Consider the following 20531-nt stretch of genomic DNA (forward strand, 5'->3'; position numbering starts at 1 on the left):
AGAGGTTGGATGTTAAACTTCGACAAAATCTTTCTAATATCAAATTCAGACGATCGCTATCTTCAGATATGAGGCTGATCAGGAGAATCTTCGGTTAGCAGGCTGATCGAATATTATGCAAACATAGTTTGTTTCTTTTGAAAATAACGTTAAGTTTATGGAAGAATCAACCAAATTTTCAATAAATTATCTAAGTTATGAGCAGAATATTTACACGGCTGGCACTTGTGTTAGTTGTGCTGTGCGCCGGATTCTCCCGGGGCAGCGCGCAAAATGTGACCATCAGCGGAACGGTCACAGACAAAGGAACGGGAGAGGCACTGCCCGGCGTTAGCGTTATCTTAAGAGGAAAGAATGCCGGCACGTCTACAGACGCGAACGGAAGGTTTTCTTTCAGCACCGCTGAGAAAGGTCCTTATACCCTGGTTGTTTCTTATATTGGTTACGGTACCCAGCAGCGCGACCTTACCGGCAGCGCATCCGGCCTTGTTTTTCAGCTTGAAACGGCAGTGAATATGCTCGGTCAGGATGTTGTGGTATCTGCATCCAGAACGCCCGAGCGCATCCTGGAATCGCCGGTAAGTATAGAACGTATCGGTGTGGCAGCAATCCGCGATATTCCCGCGCCATCTTTCTACGACGCACTCAACAATATAAAAGGGGTGGAGATGAGCGCCCAGAGCCTCACCTTTAAATCTGTAAACACACGCGGTTTCAATTCGAATGGCAATACCCGTTTCAATCAGTTTGTAGACGGTATGGACAATCAGGCGCCGGGTCTTAACTTTTCTGTGGGCAATATCGTAGGCATGACCGAACTTGATGTGGAAAATGTAGAACTGCTTCCAGGCGCTTCATCTGCATTGTATGGTGCCGGCGGAATCAACGGAACGTTACTTATGACTTCCAAAAATCCCTTTGATTACCAGGGAGCAAGTTTTCAATATAAAACCGGCATCAACCATGTCAATGATGGCAACGTGAGCACACAACCGTTTAATCAGCTCGACGTGCGCCTGGCAAAGGCTTGGAACAACAAGTTCGGTATAAAAACCTCCTTTTCGTTTTTGCAGGCACGTGACTGGTACGGTACTGATACCAGGAACTTTGATCGCACGGGGAGACAACTTAAGTCGGGCGACCGGTCATCTGATCCGAACTATGACGGAGTGAATGTTTACGGAGATGAAATTAACGCCAACCTCCAGAGTGTAAGCCGGCAGCTGGTAGCGGGCTTTGCGGCGCAGCAGCCCGCTGCGTATGGCGCCTTTAATAACCTGCTCGCCATCCCGGGCCTTAACTACGGCGGTATCATCAATGTGATCAATACAAACCCGCAGTTTGCTGCGCTCAGACCGGCCCTGCCACAGCTGGCACCGCTGCTGGGCGTCATGTATAGCCTGAACAGAGGTACAACCCCAAGTCAGGCTGTATCGCGTACCGGGTATAACGAAGCAGACCTGGTTGACTACAACACATCTTCATTAAAAACCTCGACAGCCGTTCATTATAAATTTACGAACACCATTCAGGCCATCGCACAGGCAAACTGGGGTACGGGAACGTCGGTGTACACGGGTACAGACCGGTATTCGCTCAGAAACTTCAGCATCGGGCAATACAAACTTGAATTAAGGGGTGAGGATTTTTACCTGAAAGGTTATACCACCCAGGAGCGCTCCGGCGACGCCTACAACGCCACACTGCTGGGAACCTTTATTAACGAAGCCTGGAAACCAAGCAGTAACCCGGCTAATCCAACAGCGGGCTGGTTTGCACAATATACCCTGGCGTATTCAGGCGCGCGCGCACAGGGTGTGTCAGAAGAAGCGGCACACACGGCAGCCAGAAGTCTGGCAGACCAGGGCCGGCTTCTTCCCGGTTCATCGGGCTTTAATCTGGCGAAAGAGGCAATTACAAAACGGACAATCGGACCGGCAAATGGTGCCAAATTCAATGACAAAACCAACCTGTATCACTATGAAGGGATGTACAACCTGACAAACGCGCTGAACAAGGTAGTCGAGTTACAGCTGGGGGCATCATACCGGTTATATGATCTCCGCTCAGACGGTACTATTTTCGACGACCTGAACCGGAAACTCACTATTAAGGAATATGGTGCCTTTGGTCAGCTCGGCAAAAAGATGTTTGATGAAAAACTTAAGCTGACTATTGCGGGCCGTTTCGACAAAAGCCAGAATTTTGAAGGCCGCTTTACGCCCCGCGTAACAGGTGTCTATACCGTGGCGCCAAACAATAATATCAGGGCGTCCTATCAAACCGGTTTCCGTAACCCGACAACCCAGGAACAGTATATTGATCTGGCTGTGGCGGGCGGATCAACGCGGCTTATCGGCGGGCTTCCTGAATTTATCAATAAGTACAACCTGAACACCAACCGGGGGTATGTGGCAGACGACTATCGCGCCTATGCGGCAACCGCGGCCACCTCACCTACAGGTGTTGGCGACCTGACCAGGCTTAACGGCAGGGAATATACATTTGATCCTGAAGGCCTGCGCCCTGAACGTGTGCAATCTTTTGAGCTCGGTTACAAGGGGTTGATTGACAGGAGTCTGCTTGTTGATGTGTACGGATACTATAATACCTACAATGACTTTATCGGGGCGGTAGAGCTTTTTCAAAAAAACGTAACACCGGCTGATCCGACCGGTCTGCAGTCGCCAATCAAATACAACGTTCCCGTTAATATCGGCGGCGACGTAAATGCGTATGGTGCTGCACTCGGCCTCGACTACCTTGTCGGAAAGTTCAGCTTCAACGCGAATACTTCTTACAACAAGATCGGGGATATTCCGGCTGGCCTTTTGAATACCTTTAACACACCAGAATGGCGCTTCAACGCGGGTGTAGGGGGGAAAGAAATCATAAAAAATGTTGGTTTTAATGCACAGTACCGCTGGCAGGATCAGTTCTACTGGAATTCAACCTTCGGAAGCGGACTTGTACCGTCTTTCGCAACGCTCGATGCCCAGATCAACTACCGTATCCCTTCAGTTAATTCGGTTCTGAAACTTGGCGGATCGAACATAGCAAACAAATACTACACGACATCTTTCGGCAACCCGGCCGTAGGCGCCATTTATTATCTGTCACTGACTTTTAATCCTTAACAGGTCGTTTACAAAGGGCCCCGAAAGGGGCTTTTTTGTTTTCGGGTTCGCGTTTGACGGCACATCTTTAGCCTGCCGGCTGATAACAACGAGCTGCATTGGACTTCCGTTGCATATTATCTATATTCGATGCGGGGAAGGCACAGGCATTTCCAAAGTAAGTGTTACTTTTACACGAAGTACAGATCCTTTTAGAATTTCAGATATATGGAAGAGCAGAACGGGCAAGACCGGGAGATAAGCCAAGAAGAAACGGTAGCAGAAGAGATTGTTCAGCATTTGAACAATCCTGTCACAGATATCAAACCTATTGAAAAACAGTACCTGGGCGCTGTCAGGTCAGTAAGGAAAGAAGGCAACCGCTTTTATTTTACAGATGGCGATGCCAAGGTAGAGATCCGGGTCGTAAGCGATGAGATCATCCGTGTCAGGGTTGCGCCTCACGGCGTTTTTCTTGACGATTTTTCTTATGCGGTGCCTGAAGTTGATCAAAAAGTCATCGTATTCCGCATGTCTGAGGATGAAAGCAGGTATGCCATCGCCACCAATACAATTACCTGTTTTGTTAATAAATCGGACTTCCACGTTTCGTTTGCCGATAACGTGAGCAGCCAGATTATGAGCGAAGACGCCGCCCCCATGCATTGGGAAGAAAATACGGAGTTTGGGGGCTATTATGTATTCGCAACAAAAAAGTGCAACAGGGAAGAAAATTTCTTCGGGCTGGGTGATAAGTCGGGGAACTTTAACCTTCGCGGCAGACGGTTTGAAAACTGGAACACCGATGCTTATTCGTATGGGTGGGACCGAGATCCGCTGTACCGTACCATTCCTTTTTATATCGGTATTCATGGCAGCGCAGCCTACGGTATCTTTTTCGACAATACGTTCCGCTCATATTTTGATTTCGGCAGGGAAGACGAAGCCAAGACAAGCTTCTGGGCAGACGGCGGCGAGCTTCAATATTATTATATTCACGGACCACACATGATGGATGTGGTTAAACGTTACCACAGTCTTACAGGTACGCATCAGCTGCCACCGCGCTGGGCGCTTGGTTATCACCAGTGCCGCTGGAGCTACTATCCCGATGCGAAAGTCAGAGACATTGCGCGTAACTTCCGGGAACGTAAAATTCCCTGCGATGCGATCTACCTCGACATCGACTATATGGACGGTTACCGGTGCTTTACCTGGAATAAAAAATATTTTCCCGATCCCAAAAAGATGATCAAAGACCTGAGCGATCAGGGCTTCAAGACTGTCGTTATGATCGACCCGGGCATCAAAGTGGATGATAATTACTGGGTCTTTAAGGAAGGGAAGGAGAAGCGATATTTCTGCCGCCGCAGCGACGACTATTACATGGAAGGGCACGTATGGCCCGGGCGTTGCCAGTTTCCTGATTTCACCAATCCAAAAGTGCGCACCTGGTTCGGCGGGCTTTACAAGGAACTGGTAGAGATGGGCGTTGCAGGTTTCTGGAACGATATGAACGAGCCGGCGGTTTTTGGCTCGGGCACCTTTCCGAACGATGTGCGCCACAATTACGACGGTTACCGCGGTTCGCACCGCAAAGCGCATAACGTGTATGGGATGCAGATGGTGCGGTCGACCTATGACGGGCTTAGAAAATTGCAGCGGAATAAGAGGCCATTCACCATTACCCGCGCGGGATATTCCGGCGTGCAGCGGTATGCCTGCGTCTGGACAGGAGATAACGTGGCTAGCTGGGAACACCTGAAGATCGGTAACATACAGTGCCAGCGCCTGTCTGTATCCGGTGTTCCTTTTGCCGGCACAGATATAGGCGGTTTTAGCGGCGAACCGGATGGCGAGCTCTTTACCCGCTGGATACAGATGGGGGTATTTTCGCCTTTCATGCGTGCGCATTCGGCAGGCGATACCCGCGAACGCGAGCCCTGGAGTTTTGGCGAACCTTTCGAATCTATAAACCGGAAATTTATTGAGCTGCGGTACCGGCTCATGCCCTATTTGTATTCGGTGTTCTGGGAACATCACCGGTATGGTTTCCCGATTCTGCGACCGCTTGTTATGCTGGAGCAGGAAAATATCAGTAACCACTACCGCCAGGATGAGTTTACTTTTGGCGATAAAATCCTGGTTTGCCCGGTTCTGGAGCAAGGTGCAACTTCCAGGAGGGTCTACCTTCCCAAAGGACAGTGGTACAACTTCTGGACAAACGAACTTTTACAGGGCGGCAGCGAATACGTTGTACAGGCAGCACTTGAAGATATGCCGCTGTTTGCGAGAGCCGGTTCGGTTATACCCGAATACCCGGTTATGCAATATGTCGGTGAAAAAAACGTCGATGAGCTGTTGCTGAACGTATACTTTTCAGACTACGAAGTGAATTCATTCCTGTATGAAGATCATGGCGACACTTTTGCCTTTGAACAGGACATCTATCTGGAAAAAAAATATAACGTAAAAGGTGATGAGCGCAATCTGCATATTGAACAGGTGGTTGAGGGCCTTTATACATCGATGTATGAACTGTATGATTTCCGGGTGATCGGGCTGCCGTTTAACGTGGGGAAAGTACTCGTAGATGACCGGGAAGTACCGGAATTTAGCCTGGACGAAAAGAACTGCCTGCGATTCAAAACAAACCGTAACTTTTCACGGTTACAGATCATCGCCTCATAAACCCAAACACCGAAACGACACATGCCTGCAAGAAAAGCAAGTCCGAAAACAACCGGCAACGAAACACACACAGGACCGGTTTGGTATCACAGCCTGTTTACAGATTATGATATCTTCCTTTTTATAGGCGGGCAGCATTTCAGGATGTATGAAAAGATGGGGGCGCATCCGCTCGTTGTTGACGGGACGGCAGGCACCTACTTTTCTGTGTGGGCACCAAATGCGCAGGAAGTACGGGTTATTGGCAGTTTTAACAGCTGGAGCCGTGCCGATCACCTGCTCTTCAAACGGCTTGACGGGTCAGGCATCTGGGAAGGCTTTATTCCCGCTGTAGGAAAAGGCGATGTATATAAATACTTTATCAGGGGATTTCACGGGCAGGAAATAGAAAAAGGTGATCCATATGCACGTCGATGGGAAACGCCCCCCGGAACGGCATCAATTGTTTGGGACACCGATTTTAAGTGGACGGATAAACGGTGGCTCACGAAACGTGCGAAAAGCGATGTTTTTCACGCACCAATGTCTGTATATGAGATCCATCTGGGTTCATGGCGGCGCGATCCTTCGAATCCGAAGCGTATCCTAACCTGCCGCGAAACAGCCGCAGCGTTGATTCCGTATCTGCTGGACATGAACTTTACCCATGTAGAGCTGATGCCTGTTATGGAATTCCCTTACAACCCGTCGTGGGGATACCAGATTACCGGTTACTTTGGTGCAAGTTCCCGTTACGGAACACCGCAGGATCTGATGTATCTTATCGACGAACTCCATAAACATAACATTGGTGTCATACTGGATTGGGTGCCTTCGCACTTTCCGGGCGATGCACATGGCTTGTATGAATTTGACGGGACGCATCTTTATGAGCATGCAGATATGCGAAAAGGCTTCCATCCCGACTGGAAAAGTTACATATTTAATTATGACAGAAATGAGGTCAGGTCTTTCCTGATCAGCAATGCCATGTTCTGGCTGGATCGTTACCACGCAGACGGGTTACGTGTGGATGCCGTGGCCTCTATGCTTTACTATGACTTTTCACGGAGCGGTGACGACGCCGCATTTAACGACCGGGGCGGACGTGAAAACCTTGGCGCCATCCAGTTTCTTCAGGACCTTAACATTGCGGTTTACGGCAATTTCAAAGGCGTACACACCATAGCCGAAGAAAGCAGCACGTACCCTGGCGTAACCCATCCCGTGCACGCCGGGGGCCTGGGCTTTGGCATGAAGTGGATGATGGGGTGGATGAATGATACACTGGCCTATTTTAAACTTGACCCGATAGCCAGAAAACACCAGCACCACCGACTGACATTCAGTATTACCTATGCTTTTACCGAAAATTTTATGCTGCCCCTGTCGCATGATGAGGTGGTGCATGGAAAATCGCCAATGATCTACAAAATGCCCGGTGATGAATGGCAAAAGTTTGCCAATTTACGGGCATTATACGGGTACATGTTTACCCATCCTGGTACAAAACTTCTGTTCATGGGCGATGAATTCGCACAGACCAATGAGTGGCGCTTCCGTGAATCCCTTGACTGGCACTTGCTCAGTTTCGAACCCCATAAGGGCATGCAGGAAACCGTCAGGAAGTTAAATGAACTTTACCGCAGTGAGTCTGCACTGCATCACTTCAATTTCAGTTACGAAGGGTTTGAGTGGATCGATGCAGATAACGCTGACGAGTCGGTATATCTGTATAAACGTAAAGGCAAAAGGGAGCCCGATACACTCATCATTGCCTTAAACCTTACCCCGGTCGTTCGCTACGGATGCAACATTCCCGTGCATGCAGGGGGGAGATGGATCGAACTGTTCAATTCTGACGATAGAACGTATTTCGGCAGCGGATACGTTAATCCTGACGGCGTAACAGCTACCGGATCCAAACAATCCGGCTTTTCGCTCAAGACAGATCTGCCCGCATTAAGCATGGTCATCTTCAAACGCAAGGGGCGTTAGCCGTTCCTTAAATGTCGTAATCCAGGAAGCTCCTCATCAACAGGGCCGGTATACTCCTTTACGCCTTTCAGGCAATGCTTACTATGTCCTGATAAAACAATCATCAGATCAGCCTGTTGTTAGATTAAACAGCAGTGTTATGAGATCGATCTGGAAAGGAGCCATAGGATTTGGCCTGGTAAATATTCCTATAAAATTGTATTCCGGCGTGCAGAGCAGCAACCTGGACCTGACAATGCTTGACGAAAAAGATCATGAGAAGATCCGGTACCAGCGGGTCAATGAAAAAAGTCATAAAGAAGTCGGGTATGACCAGATTGTACGCGGTTACAAGTTAAACGATAAGTGGGTGGTACTTGATGACCATGACTTTGAAGAGGCTGCACCTGAGAAAACCCGGGTAATCGAACTTGAGAACTTCGTAGAGCTCTCGGCAATCAATCCGATTTATTACGAGACGAGTTATTACGCGGAACCGGAAGCGCAGGGTAAAAAGGCGTATGCGCTTTTGCTGCAGTCGCTGATCAAATCGAAAAAAGCGGGCGTGGCAAGGTTCGTTTTCCGCAAAACAGAAAATCTCTGCGTTATCCATCCGCTTAATGGGGTCATTGTGATTACCAAAATCCGCTTCCAGGAAGAAGTGAGGGAGACCACCGAAGTAAAGGTTCCCGAAATCAAGATCAGCAAAAAGGAACTGGACATGGGCATGGCGCTTATCAAGCAGTACACCGACAAGTTCGATATTTCGGAATTTAAGGATGAGTATAGCAGAGAGCTCATGAAAATTATCCGCGCGAAGGCCAAAGGCAAACGGGCTACCGTTAAGAAGATGAAACCGAAAAAAGAAGTCAGTGACGATCTGTACGATCAATTGATGCAAAGTCTCGGATCAAAAAAGCAGGCATAAAATGATCTCCATATGGCGCTGAAAGAATATCATAAAAAAAGAGATTTCACAAAAACGTCAGAACCCAAGGCAGGGAAGTCAGACAACAAAACCCTTAGGTTTGTGATTCAGCGACACCATGCCAGCCGGCTGCATTACGATTTCAGGCTGGAACTTGATGGTGTTTTGAAGAGCTGGGCGGTTCCGAAAGGCCCTTCATTGAATCCTGCAGACAAGCGCCTGGCCATGATGGTGGAAGATCATCCGTATGACTACCGAACCTTCGAAGGCACCATACCAATGGGGCATTACGGAGGGGGAACGGTCAGTATTTTCGACAGCGGCACCTATAAAGCCCTGGATGCTGATATAAAAAGCCTTCGGAAAGGGCTTAAGGAAGGAAATCTTAAGTTTAGTCTGAACGGTAAAAAGATGAAAGGTGAGTTTGCTCTGGTCAAAATTCATGCGCGTGAAGGTGAACAGGATAATGCCTGGCTGCTGATTAAACACCGTGATAAGTTTGCCACTGACGCAGCCTACGATGCAGAAGACCATGTACGGGCCGCGGTGAAGAAAGCCGGTATAGAATTTAAAAAGAAGGCGGCTTCGCCGGAAAAAAAGCCGAAGAAGGCAGACAAACAGCCAGTCGGTAAGCATGAAGAAGAACCAGCTTTTCCTGACTACAAACCCATGCTGGCAACACTTGTGGATGCGCTTCCGAAAGACGATCCGTCGGTGGTGTTCGAGAAAAAATACGATGGTTACCGGATCGGTGCAGCTGTAGAAAAAGGTAAGGTGACGCTGATCTCGCGGAACGGCCAGGACTATACAAATATGTATGAAGTGGTAGCTAAATCACTGAAGTCGCTTGGTGCCGACGCTTTGCTTGACGGTGAAATGGTTGCCGAAGATGCCAGCGGACAAAGCCGGTTTCAGGCGCTGCAAAACTATGATGCGCAGGAAAGTAACACAAAACTGAAATATTATGTCTTCGATCTGCTTTACCTGAATGGGCATGACCTGACCGGTTTGCCGCTGCTGAAGCGGAAGGACCTTTTAAAAGCGCTGCTGGGAAAATTCAAGAGTCAGTCGGTAAAGTTTAGCGAACATGTTACCGGCGGGGAAAAGCTCTTTAGCCAGGCCGGAAAAGAAGGTTGGGAGGGCGTAATAGCAAAACGCGACGAGAGTTACCGTTCCGGAAAACGGAGTGATAGCTGGATGAAAATCAAACTCAGCCTGGCACAGGAAGCCGTAATTATCGGGTATACGAAACCTGAAGGCGGGCGAAATTATTTCCGGTCGCTCGTACTCGGTATGCACAAGGATGATGAACTGGTGTATATCGGTAATTGCGGTAGTGGTTTTACCGACAAAAGCCTCAAGGAACTTTACAATACCATGCATGCCATTGAACAGAAAACGAAGCCGGTAACAGGTAAGGTGACCATGGAACGTAAAATTGCCTGGCTAAAGCCGGAGCTTGTATGTGAAGTGACATTCAGCGAATGGACTGAAGACGGGCACATGCGGCACCCTGTGTTTAAAGGGCTGAGGCCTGATAAAAAGCCGGTAGAGGTGAAACAGGAGAAAGCAGGGCCGGCATCGAAAGAACAGGATTCACCGAAACAAAACGCTGTGAAAAAAGAAGCAACAAAAGACGAAAATCTGAAGTTTGGCGCAAAATCCGTTAAACTTACAAATCTCCAGAAGGTTTACTGGCCAAAGGAAAAAATCACTAAGGAGAGCTTATCAACTATTACCGCTCGGTAAAAGACCACATTCTTCCAAATCTGAAAGATAAGCCTTTGTCGCTAAACAGGCATCCGAACGGGATTGCAGCTCCTGGTTTTTTCCAGAAGGACCTTGACACGGAGACCATCCCAAAATGGATCAAGTATGCCCCCATGTTTTCGGAGAGCACGGGTAAAGATGTCGATTACCTGATTTGTAACGATGAAGCAACGCTGCTTTGGATGGTAAATCTTGGCTGCATTGAGATCAACCCATGGTTAAGCACCTTTAAAAAGCCTGATGAGCCGCTATTTGCAGTCTTTGATATTGACCCTCACGATATCGAGTTCATTGAGGCCGTAAACGTGGCCCGGACCGCGTACCGCATTCTCGGGGAAATGGGCATTACTTCATTTATCAAAACTTCGGGATCAAAGGGATTGCATATTTTTATTCCGCTGAAAGCGGGATATACCTACGATAACAGTAAGGACTTTGTACATTATCTTGCTACGCAGGTGCTGGCTGAGCATCCCGATACGACAAGTCTGGAACGGAGTCCGTCGAAACGTAAAAATAAAATCTATCTTGATTATCTGCAGAATCGCCGCGGGCAGACAATTGCTGCACCGTATTCTGTACGGCCAAAGCCATATGCTACTGTGTCTGCACCGCTTGAATGGGAGGAGGTTGACGAAAACCTGGACCTGCGGTCTTACACCATCTATAACATGGCAGACCGTTTGAAAGAAAAAGGCGATCTCTGGAAGGATATTTTAAAAACGCGGAATAATCTCCAGAAAGCATTGAAGACGTTCAAGGCTGCTAAAAATAAAGATTCATAAAACCATGGCCCGGTAAGCTTGTTGTTTTTACAGGCTAATATGATTTGACATGGCAAAGAATAAAAATACAACCCCCAAAGAAGAAGAGAAAACCCACAACGAGTCGACCAATAAGGCGCGGGGAGCAAAGACCGATAAGGATTCAAAAACGGCCAAGAGCGCAACAGAGGTAAAGGTGACAAAGAAAAAATAGCACATCGTAGAGTTTGTGCTATTTTTATTTTGCTTGCAGGCTGGTAGGGCCGGCTCTTCGTTCCGCCGCCGGTGGATCAGGCTTCGTCCGGGGCTTTTTTGACCGGATTTACCGGTTGCTCACTGCGTTCGCGCGTTTTTGCCGGATTTTTGAATTTGGGGTCCTTCTCATCATAATCTTTATCTTCAGGTTTTTTTACCACCTTTTCGCCCTGGTCAACTTTATCTTTTGGTATGTTTTCCCGGTAATTGCTTCCGGGTTTGTCTGTTGTTTGTTTCTTTTCTGTATTCATAACAGGCTGGTATTTGATAGATCATTGATTGATTAGAGTTTTAACATCCTGACAGAAACAAATGTTTGCGGAATAAAGGCTGCGCATCCCAAAGGAATTGGAACTAAATTTGCCGCGTTATCAAATCAATTGAGCATTTTTGCCCATATCAAATAGGATCGTATCTTGAATTTTTCGTACTTCATTGCCCGGCGGATGGCCATTAAATCCCAACGCACTTTCTCAAAGCTGATTGTGCGGATTGCCATTGCAGGCGTCATGCTGAGCCTTGCCGTCATGATTCTCTCGGTATCGGTGATCAAAGGCTTCAAGACAGAAATCAGGGAAAAGGTTCGGGGGTATATCGGCGATATCCAGATCTTCAAATATGACCTGAACGGCTCTTATGAAAATTCGCCTTTCCGGCCGGATGACAGTACCCTGCATTACCTTCGTACAAACAAGCGGATCGAACACTTTCAATATTTTGCCACGAAACCCGCGATCATGTCGGCCAATAATGAAATTGAAGGAATCAATTTTAAGGGTGTTGACAAAAACTACCGGTTTGATTTTATAAAAAAGCATCTCGTTTCTGGCCGGACCATCGATTTTCGCGATAGCGTAAAAGCAAACCGCGAGATCATGATCTCGAGTTATACCGCGAACAGACTGAAACTGAAGGCGGGAGATGAGTTTATCATTTATTTTGTTCAGGATCCGCCCCGCCGGCGTAAATTTGAAATTGTGGGTGTCTACAATGTAGGCATCGAGAATATTGACAAGGGTTTTGTGCTGGGGAGCATTAGTCTGGTTCAGCGTCTAAATAACTGGGCGCCGGGTGAAGTTGGCGGGATAGAGGTGCGTGTCAAAGATTTCGCCCAGCTGGGGCCGGTATCTGATCAGGTGTATGAAAAGATTGACAGGAACCTGCGTTCTTACCCTCTGAACAGGGTGTATCCAGGCATCTTCAACTGGCTTGATCTGCTCGATGTGAATACCAAGGTTTTGCTGGTGCTGATGATGATTGTCGGGGTGATTAATATGATCACGGCTTTGCTGATTATGATCCTTGAGCGGGCAAACATGATCGGTTTGCTGAAATCAATGGGTGCAACCGACTATACAATTATGAAAATTTTCCTGTACAACGCAGCTTATCTGGTGCTGATCGGACTCTTCCTGGGCAATATTCTCGGTCTTGGCCTGGGGTTCCTGCAGCTATACACCAAAGCGTTTACATTGAACCAGACCTCATACTTTTTAAACTATGTTCCTGTTGAAATCCATTTGACCGATGTAATCGGGTTGAATGTCGCTACGATCGTCATCAGCCTGATCGTTCTTATCGTCCCGGCGATGTATGTAAGCAGGGTTTCACCGCTGAAGGCGATCAGGTTTAAGTGAGGGAGCAACTGCTCTAGATTTGAGATTTGAGATATGCGTCCTGAGACCTGGATAGTATTCAGGTATTCGTAGTTCGTATTAAGACAGGGCGCAACTGCTCTAGATGTTAGATTTGAGATATGCGTCCTGAGACCCTAATAGTATTTAGGTATTCGTAGTTCGTATTTAGACAGGGCGCAACTGCTCTAGATGTTAGATTTGAGATATGCGTCCTGAGAGCTTAATAGTATTCAGGTATTCGTAGTTCGTATTTTGACAGGCTGCAAAGCCCCTCGGCCGGTCATGCGTATTAAGGGGTTTTGCTCCCTTTATTTAGTCTAATTGGGGGGTTATGCGCCCAGGGCTTTCAACTTTTCACTTTTGACTTTTAACTTAAAGCGGTCTTTCATAGTTTTTCCTTTTTCGTTGGTCTCATTGAGGGGTTCATCGCCCAGACTTTCAACTTTCAACTTTTTACTTTCAACTTAACGAATTCCTTTTTCTTTAATCTAATTGCGAGGTTCTGCGCCCAGTTCCTGACTCATGATTCATGGCTCATGGCTCCTCTCACGGGTCATCCAGACAGAGCGGAGCGGCGGAAGGATCTGGCTACCGTCACAGTCCCTTCGCTTCGTTCCAATATACGTCCATTTCGCCAAGCGTCATGTCGCTCAGGCTTTTTCCGTTTTCAGCGGCGCGTTGCTCCAGGTGCTGGAAACGTTTGATAAACTTTTTGTTCGTTTTTTCCAGCGCGTTCTCAGGATTGATATTTATAAACCTTGCGTAGTTGATCAGCGAAAAAAGCAGATCACCAAATTCTGATTCTGCACGCTCCTGGTCTGGTTGCCCTTCTGTGGTGTTGAACTCATTTTTGAATTCCTGCAGTTCCTCCTCAACCTTTTCCCAAACCTGCTCACGCGTATCCCAGTCAAAACCGACACCCCGTGCTTTCTCCTGAATGCGGCTGGCTTTAACCAGTGCCGGCAGGGAAGACGGTACACCGCCCAGAACAGACTTGTTTCCCTCACGCAGTTTGATCTGTTCCCAATTGCGCTTTACATCCTCATCTGTTTGTACGGCCGTGTCGCCATAAATATGCGGATGCCGGTTTACAAGCTTGTCGCAAACACCGTTCAGCACTTCGGTAATTGAAAATTTTTGTTCTTCTTCTGCAATGCGTGCATAAAAAACAAGATGCATCATCAGGTCGCCGAGTTCCTTTCTGATCTCATCCGGATCCTGCTCAAGGATGGCATCAGAAAGCTCATATGTTTCCTCGATAGTAAGGTGCCTGAGCGTTTCCATCGTTTGTTTCTTGTCCCAGGGGCACTCAGTGCGCAGGGTATACAAAACAGTCAGAAGCCTTTCAAAGGCAGTTGCAGGGTCTGTTCCCGGAAAGGGAATCGGGTTATTTGGCATCGGCTTTATGTAGGCGGCTGTTCAGGCCGCGGTTTACAATGTTGAGTAAGAATGGATGCTAAAATACCAAACCCAGGCGATCAAAAAAAACTGGAATGGCAAACGGAACCATAAGTAGCTGACACCCGGACCGGTGTTATCGCCCTTCTCGTAGCTGATGCGGTTACGCGATGTATAAATATTGGCCGGCAGAACGGCCAGGAAAAACAGGATCAGCAGAAGTGCAGTCGCAAACCGTGTCTGGTCGAAACTGAGGCCGATGGCGGCAAGGATTTCAAACACCCCGGTAAGCATAACAAGCTGCCGTTTGAAGGGGATGCGCGGCGGGATCATCATTTCCATACCCTTTTTGAATCTGAAGTGGCCCATGGCAGTAAACAGCAACATAATAGACATGGCGGAATTGCCCGCAAAGATCTGATGCTGATCCACGTCAGAATATTTGGAAATCAGCAGGACGATAACAAAGGAGATGATCAGTACGTAAAACGGTTTCATTGAGGTGGTTTGGGCTATTAACGTTATTCCCGCTCTTCGAGTTTTATTTTTTTGGTAATGCGGTAGGTCTTTCGTTTTCGATTCGGCTTTTCTTCCTCACCAAGCAACTTGCCCCATGGTTGCAGCGAGTCAACATGGTCAAATATAATTTTCAGGATAGCCAGAAAAGGGATGCACAGAAACATGCCCGATATACCCCAGATCATTTCGCCCAATACGATGCCGATAAACGCGATCAGTGCGTTGATCTTTACTTTTGATCCCACAACCAGAGGCATAAGCACATTGCCGTCAACAGCGTGAACGGCAACGAAGGCGATCACAACAAGCAATACCTTTGCAGCGCCTGCCGTGGCAAAGGTAATAAGTACGCTGACCAGCAGAGCGAACAGAATACCCAGATACGGCACAACGTTAAAGATTCCTGAGACGAGCCCAAGCAGGACAGCATATTTTACGCCCAGCAAGGACAGCACTGCAATCATCATGACCGTTACGATAAGCATTTGAAGAAAGAGGCCAATGATATACTTTTTGATGATCAGCTGAATTTGGTTTACGATAGCGGTTACTGTCTCTGTATGTTCCTTTTTGAATACCGAGGTAAGAAAAGTGAAGAGTACCCGGCGATAATTCAGAATGAAGAATGTGAACAATAAGGTAAAGCCCAGAAACAGAAATGTCGATGAAAGGGTAAGCAGCGTTGTTCCGACTACCGCTGCACTGGTGGTCAGTGCTTTTTCAGCGCTGTCATTAATGTAAGCCAATTGCTTTTTAACATCGATCTCAAAAGTTTCAGAAATCCACTTTTGCAACTCATGAAAGGACGTTGTGACCTGCACCTTCAGCAGCGGCCAGTCCTGCCACAGTTCGGCAAGGCGGGTACCAAAAAAATACATGATGCCTGATATGGCACAGATCATGAGCACCACCGAAACAATGGATGCCAATCCCCGTTTGAACTTCCATTTTTTTTCAAGAAAGCCCGCCAGGGGTAGCAGGATAAGTGCCAGAAGAAATGAAAAAAAGAGCGGAGCCAGGATTGTGTGGCCAAGTATAATGAGGTAGCCAAGGGTAACGATCGAAAATAGTGTGAGTGCCAGCTTTGCCAGGAATGGCAGAGACAATGTTTTGTCGGTCATGGTTTCAGATTGTGAACTGACTGGCAAAGCAAAAGCCTTACCGATTTTTTACCGGCAAGGCTTTTAGATCGATTTCGACTGCTAATAATTGCTTGCCTTGTTCAGCAGATCTACTTCAGCGGCGCTTAGGGTTACATTTACCGCGTCAGAAAAAGATTTAAGTTGTTCAAGTCCTGTCACACTGGCAATGGGTGCGGTAACCGACGGGCGTGCCAGCAACCAGGCCAACGCAACGCTGGCCTGCGATATGTTGTGATTTTCTGCCACCTCGTCCAGTGCTTTCAGGATCTCCATTCCGCGATGGGTAAAATATGATTTCATGGCGGCTCCGCGGGCGCTCTTTGAAAAGTCTGCTTCGCTGCGGTACTTGCCTGTCAAAAATCCGCTTGCCAGCGCATAATAATTGATAACGCCAAGTTCCTGTTCAAGACACACCTTTTCCTGTTCTGCTTCAAAACCTTCGCGTGAAAACAGATTATACTCGGGCTGAAATGTCTGATATTTCGCCAGATGATTTTCTTTACTGAAGGTGAGCGCCTCTTTAAGCCTTTCGGCGGAAAAATTCGAAGCACCGATCCACCGTACCTTTCCCTGTTTCACAAGTTCATCAAATGCCCCTAACGTCTCTTCGAGCGGTATCTCAGGAACGTCGTAATGGCTCTGGTAAAGGTCAATATAATCGGTCTGCAGACGTTGCAGCGACGCGTCAACTGCAGAAAAAATATGTCTGCGGGAGAGGTCCTTTCTGCCCTGGCCCATATCGCCGCCCACCTTTGTTGCCAGCACAACCTGATCCCGGTTGCCACGGCTTTTCATCCACTTTCCAATGATCGTTTCAGATTCGCCGCCCCGGTTGTCAGGAACCCAGCGTGAATAAACGTCGGCAGTATCTATAAAATTGAACCCCGCGGCAAAGAACCCGTCCAGGATCTCAAATGATTTTTGTTCGTCAACGGTCCAGCCAAATACATTCCCTCCGAATGTAATCGGAGCGACCAGCAGGTCTGAACCGCCAAGTTTTCTTTTTTCCATGGTACTGTTTTTTTATTCAACAATTGAATCGCCTGCCTGTTTAAGAAGACCGTCGCCTGAGTGTAAATAATCTGTATCCGGACTTGCCGCTGTCAGACTTTACACTGGCTTTAAAATCGTCTTGCGCGCAGCATTTCCCGTTTTCCCGGTGCCCCGGGCAATTTCTCGATCTCGCAGCCGGCGGCCTTTAACGCTCTCTTTAATTTACCGGTGATGGCATACGTCACAAAAATTCCCCCCGGTTTTAACAGCGATGCGGCATGCGCAATGCACTCGTCTGTCCATAATTCAGGCTGATGCCTGACCGAAAATGCATCGTAGTACAAAAGATCAAACTGATCAGTAGTTTGAAAGTCCTGAAAGGACGTAACCGGGATATTGAACGAGCCGCCGCCGGGAAGCGGTGCCTCTCCCTGAAGCGCTATTGTATAGCCGTTTTGAAGCGTTTCCCAGGCGGCTGCATGTACAAAGTTCTGGTATCCCGTTGCCGAAAGTTCGGCATGACTCAGCGGATACGCTTCTACCGAAGTATAGTTTAGTCTGAGTTCTGACTGGATACAGTAGTCAAGGCTGAGCAGAAAATTGAGGCCGGTTCCAAAGCCTACTTCAAAAATGGAAAGTTCCGTTTTACCGGTTTTAGCTTCCAGCAATCCGGCATTGATAAAAACATGCTGCGATTCCTGCAAAGCACCATGTTTGCTATGGTAGTGTTCGCCGATCTGTTCGCTGAAAAAAGTGTTTGAACCATCGGCCGTAGGCGTAAGAATATTCATGTAAGAGCAAACTTACACGATTTTCAGGATATGCGCCGGGCTGAACTGACACGATTAAAATACGATTATATTTGGTCATCAATATTGCTGCAATGGATATCGAAACTTTCAGAGATTTTTGCCTGGGCCTGCCGGGAACGACTGAAGACGTAAAATGGGGAGACCATTTGTGTTTCCTGGTAGAAAATAAGATTTACATTATGTGTTCCCTTACAGCCCCGCACGCTTTCAGCTTCAAGATCGAACCTGAAGCATTCGATGAGCTGATCAAACGTACTGGTGTTTTGCAGGCGCCATACTCGGCAAAGCGGCAGTGGGCGTTGGCCGAGAGCCTGGACGTTTTTCCAGAGCACGAGCTGCAGTCATGGGTTGCAAACAGCCGCCGGCTTGTTATTTCTAAATTAACAAAAAAGCTACAGGCGAAGTACCTGTAGCTTTCAATGCTGTAAGCGTTATCTGTGAGTTACCACATCCGGATGCGGTCTTCAGGCTTTTTATAAAGTTTTTGTCCTGGTTGTACATCAAAGGCTTTATACCAGGCGTCCATGTTGACAGGAGCGCCGATGGTACGGAATTCACCGGGTGAGTGCGGGTCAGTCTTGATCTGCTGCGCTGCGCTTTCTGGCAGGATATTTCCGCGCCAAACCTGCGCCCATGACAGGAAGAAACGCTGATCAGGTGTAAAACCATCTATTTTCTCATTTGACTGGCCCTGCCTGGTCATTTTGAAAGCCGTGTAAGCCGCATTCAGTCCGCCAAGATCGCCGATGTTTTCGCCCATGGTCAGCTTACCGTTAACATGAATGGTATCGAGAACGGTGTATGCATCAAATTGTTTTCCAAGGGCAGCAGCCTTCTCATCAAACTTTTTGCGGTCTTCGGCTGTCCACCAGTTCTTCAGGTTGCCATCTTTGTCATACTGACTGCCGCTGTCGTCAAAGCCGTGTGACATCTCATGTCCGATTACCGCACCGATTCCGCCGTAGTTTATGGCATCATCCGCATTAGGATCAAAGAATGGAAACTGCAGAATGCCCGCAGGGAATACGATCTCATTCATGGTTGCGCTGTAATAGGCGTTTACTGTAGGAGGTGTCATGCCGAAACGTGTTCTGTCTACAGGTTTACCCAGTTGGTCTACAGACTCTTTGTAACCCCACGCGCCTACATTACGCAGGTTCTGAAAGTATGTTCCGCGATTAATGACAAGTCCGTTATAGGTTTTCCATTTTTCAGGATAGCCAACCTTAGGTCTGAACGCATGGAGCTTGGCAAGCGCCTTTTCCTTTGTTTCAGGGCTCATCCAGTCCAGGCCTTTAATCCGAATTTCGAACGCCTTGCGCAGATTGGCAATCAGCTCGTCCATACGCGCCTTTGCCTCTGGTTTAAAGTATTTGGCTACGTAAAGCTGACCGAGTAGTTCGCCTACAGCGCCATCAGTCAGTTGAGACATCCGCTGCCAGCGTGGTGTCTGAACGCGCTGACCTGTTTGCGCGCGGGTGTATTCAAAAGATGCCTGTACGAACGGGGAGCTAAGATTTGCCGCAGACCCGCGCAATACATTCCATTCAAGGTAAGTCTTCCAGTCGGCAACAGGCACAGATTTAAGCATGCCATCTACGGTTGTAAAAAATTTTGGAGAGGAAACCAGGATACTGTCCTGAGCGGGAACCTTGAATTTGAGCAGGTACTTGCTCCAGTCAATGTTTGGGGTCGTTTTGCTGAATTCTGCTACGGTAAACTTGTTATAGGTTTTGTACGGGTCGCGCATTTCTACACGGCTCATTTGCGCTTCGGCAAGCTTTTTCTCAATTTCAAATACTGTCGAGGCTTTTTTTGCTGCCTGTTCAGGCGAGCTTCCGGTAAGCGTGAAAAGCGTAACCATGTATTTGTTGTAGGCTTCGCGAATCGCTTTAGAGCGTGCGTCGTCTTTCAGATAATAGTCGCGATCTGCAAGTGAAGTACCGCCCTGGCCCAGGTTGACCATGTATTTGTTTACATTTTTTCGATCCTGACCTATGCCAAAACCGAAAAGAGGCGCCCCGATGCCCGAAGTGCGCATAAATGCGATCTCATTTAAAATTCCCTGAACATCTTTAATCTGTGCTATTCTGGCCAGATCAGGTTTGATCGGAGTATAGCCCAGTTTTTCAATCGTCAGGCTATCCATAGCCGCTGCATAAAAATCGCCCACACGTCTTTTTACCGAGCCGGCCGGTGCATTTCTGTCAGCAGCTGCCTCTTCCACAAGCCCGCGGACAGCGTTGATGTTAAAATCACGAAGTTCGTTGAAACTTCCCCAACGGGTTTCTTTTGCCGGCACCGGATTGTTTTTTATCCAGGTACCGCTTGCATACTGGTAAAAATCGTCGCCTGGTTTTACAGACAGATCCATATTTGCCGGATCAATAAATTTCCGCTGCGCAGAGGCGTCAACCGCGCCTGCCAGGAAACCTGCTGCAAGAACAAGCTTTGCTACTTTTTGATAGTTCATAAAATTCAACTCAATAAAAGGCTGAATTTATGAAATTGATAATAAATACCTGGGAAGTTAATAGAAATATTACCTGT

16 protein-coding genes are annotated in these 20531 nt (G+C 47.7%); 9 read left to right on the forward strand and 7 right to left on the reverse strand.

Annotation, left to right across the window (positions count from 1 at the left end; all coding sequences use genetic code 11):
* Window positions 1-197 precede the first annotated feature (197 nt).
* From EJV45_RS14285 to EJV45_RS19505, 7 genes are all read left to right on the forward strand, one after another.
* On the forward strand, window positions 198-3137 hold the full coding sequence (locus tag EJV45_RS14285; RefSeq protein WP_129716512.1) for a TonB-dependent receptor: 2940 nt from the start codon (window positions 198-200) through the stop codon (window positions 3135-3137).
* Window positions 3138-3344: 207 nt separating this feature from the next.
* Window positions 3345-5807 (forward strand): glycoside hydrolase family 31 protein, encoded by a 2463-nt coding sequence (locus EJV45_RS14290; protein WP_129716514.1) that lies wholly within the window; start codon window positions 3345-3347, stop codon window positions 5805-5807.
* Window positions 5808-5828: 21 nt separating this feature from the next.
* Window positions 5829-7784: a 1,4-alpha-glucan branching protein GlgB gene (gene glgB / locus EJV45_RS14295; RefSeq protein ID WP_129716516.1), complete on the forward strand. Its 1956-nt coding sequence runs from the start codon at window positions 5829-5831 to the stop codon at window positions 7782-7784.
* A 139-nt stretch (window positions 7785-7923) separates the two neighbouring features.
* Entirely contained in the window at window positions 7924-8691 is a 768-nt protein-coding gene (locus tag EJV45_RS14300; protein ID WP_129716518.1) for a Ku protein, read from the forward strand.
* 12 nt (window positions 8692-8703) lie between these two features.
* Window positions 8704-10440 carry a non-homologous end-joining DNA ligase gene (gene ligD / locus EJV45_RS14305; RefSeq protein WP_205942394.1) on the forward strand — a complete coding sequence of 579 codons (1737 nt, stop codon included), beginning with the start codon at window positions 8704-8706 and terminating at the stop codon, window positions 10438-10440.
* 20 nt (window positions 10441-10460) lie between these two features.
* On the forward strand, window positions 10461-11246 hold the full coding sequence (locus EJV45_RS19570) for a DNA primase small subunit domain-containing protein (protein ID WP_240755295.1): 786 nt from the start codon (window positions 10461-10463) through the stop codon (window positions 11244-11246).
* Window positions 11247-11295: 49 nt separating this feature from the next.
* Window positions 11296-11439 carry a hypothetical protein gene (locus tag EJV45_RS19505; RefSeq protein ID WP_165305064.1) on the forward strand — a complete coding sequence of 48 codons (144 nt, stop codon included), beginning with the start codon at window positions 11296-11298 and terminating at the stop codon, window positions 11437-11439.
* A gap of 76 nt (window positions 11440-11515) precedes the next feature.
* On the opposite strand, the gene EJV45_RS14310 is transcribed toward EJV45_RS19505, so the two are convergent.
* Window positions 11516-11731, reverse strand: a complete 216-nt coding sequence (locus EJV45_RS14310) for a hypothetical protein (RefSeq protein ID WP_129716520.1) — start codon at window positions 11729-11731, stop codon at window positions 11516-11518.
* 165 nt (window positions 11732-11896) lie between these two features.
* Between EJV45_RS14310 and EJV45_RS14315 the strand changes: the two genes are divergently transcribed.
* On the forward strand, window positions 11897-13117 hold the full coding sequence (locus EJV45_RS14315) for an FtsX-like permease family protein (RefSeq protein WP_129716522.1): 1221 nt from the start codon (window positions 11897-11899) through the stop codon (window positions 13115-13117).
* Between the two features lie 594 nt (window positions 13118-13711).
* Here EJV45_RS14315 and mazG read toward each other — a convergent pair.
* From mazG to mnmD, 5 genes are all read right to left on the reverse strand, one after another.
* Complete coding sequence (mazG, locus tag EJV45_RS14320) at window positions 13712-14515, reverse strand: nucleoside triphosphate pyrophosphohydrolase (protein WP_129716524.1); 804 nt, start codon at window positions 14513-14515, stop codon at window positions 13712-13714.
* 33 nt (window positions 14516-14548) lie between these two features.
* The gene (locus EJV45_RS14325) at window positions 14549-15013 is read right to left on the reverse strand and encodes a hypothetical protein (RefSeq protein ID WP_129716526.1); all 465 of its coding nucleotides are present in this window, start codon (window positions 15011-15013) and stop codon (window positions 14549-14551) included.
* A gap of 23 nt (window positions 15014-15036) precedes the next feature.
* On the reverse strand, window positions 15037-16155 hold the full coding sequence (locus EJV45_RS14330) for an AI-2E family transporter (protein ID WP_129716528.1): 1119 nt from the start codon (window positions 16153-16155) through the stop codon (window positions 15037-15039).
* Between the two features lie 81 nt (window positions 16156-16236).
* A complete protein-coding gene (locus EJV45_RS14335) occupies window positions 16237-17187 on the reverse strand; it encodes an aldo/keto reductase (protein ID WP_129716530.1) in 951 nt (316 codons plus the stop codon).
* Window positions 17188-17297: 110 nt separating this feature from the next.
* On the reverse strand, window positions 17298-17960 hold the full coding sequence (gene mnmD, locus EJV45_RS14340) for a tRNA (5-methylaminomethyl-2-thiouridine)(34)-methyltransferase MnmD (RefSeq protein ID WP_129716532.1): 663 nt from the start codon (window positions 17958-17960) through the stop codon (window positions 17298-17300).
* Window positions 17961-18052: 92 nt separating this feature from the next.
* Here mnmD and EJV45_RS14345 point away from each other — a divergent pair, with 92 nt between their 5' ends.
* Window positions 18053-18394, forward strand: a complete 342-nt coding sequence (locus EJV45_RS14345; protein WP_129716534.1) for an MmcQ/YjbR family DNA-binding protein — start codon at window positions 18053-18055, stop codon at window positions 18392-18394.
* Between the two features lie 29 nt (window positions 18395-18423).
* Here the strand turns inward: EJV45_RS14345 and EJV45_RS14350 are convergent, their stop codons facing one another.
* Entirely contained in the window at window positions 18424-20454 is a 2031-nt protein-coding gene (locus EJV45_RS14350; RefSeq protein WP_129716536.1) for a M13 family metallopeptidase, read from the reverse strand.
* Window positions 20455-20531 lie beyond the last annotated feature (77 nt).

Origin of the sequence: Pedobacter sp. SYP-B3415 (assembly GCF_004138205.1) — a bacterium.
In the GTDB taxonomy this organism is placed as follows: domain Bacteria; phylum Bacteroidota; class Bacteroidia; order Sphingobacteriales; family Sphingobacteriaceae; genus Pedobacter.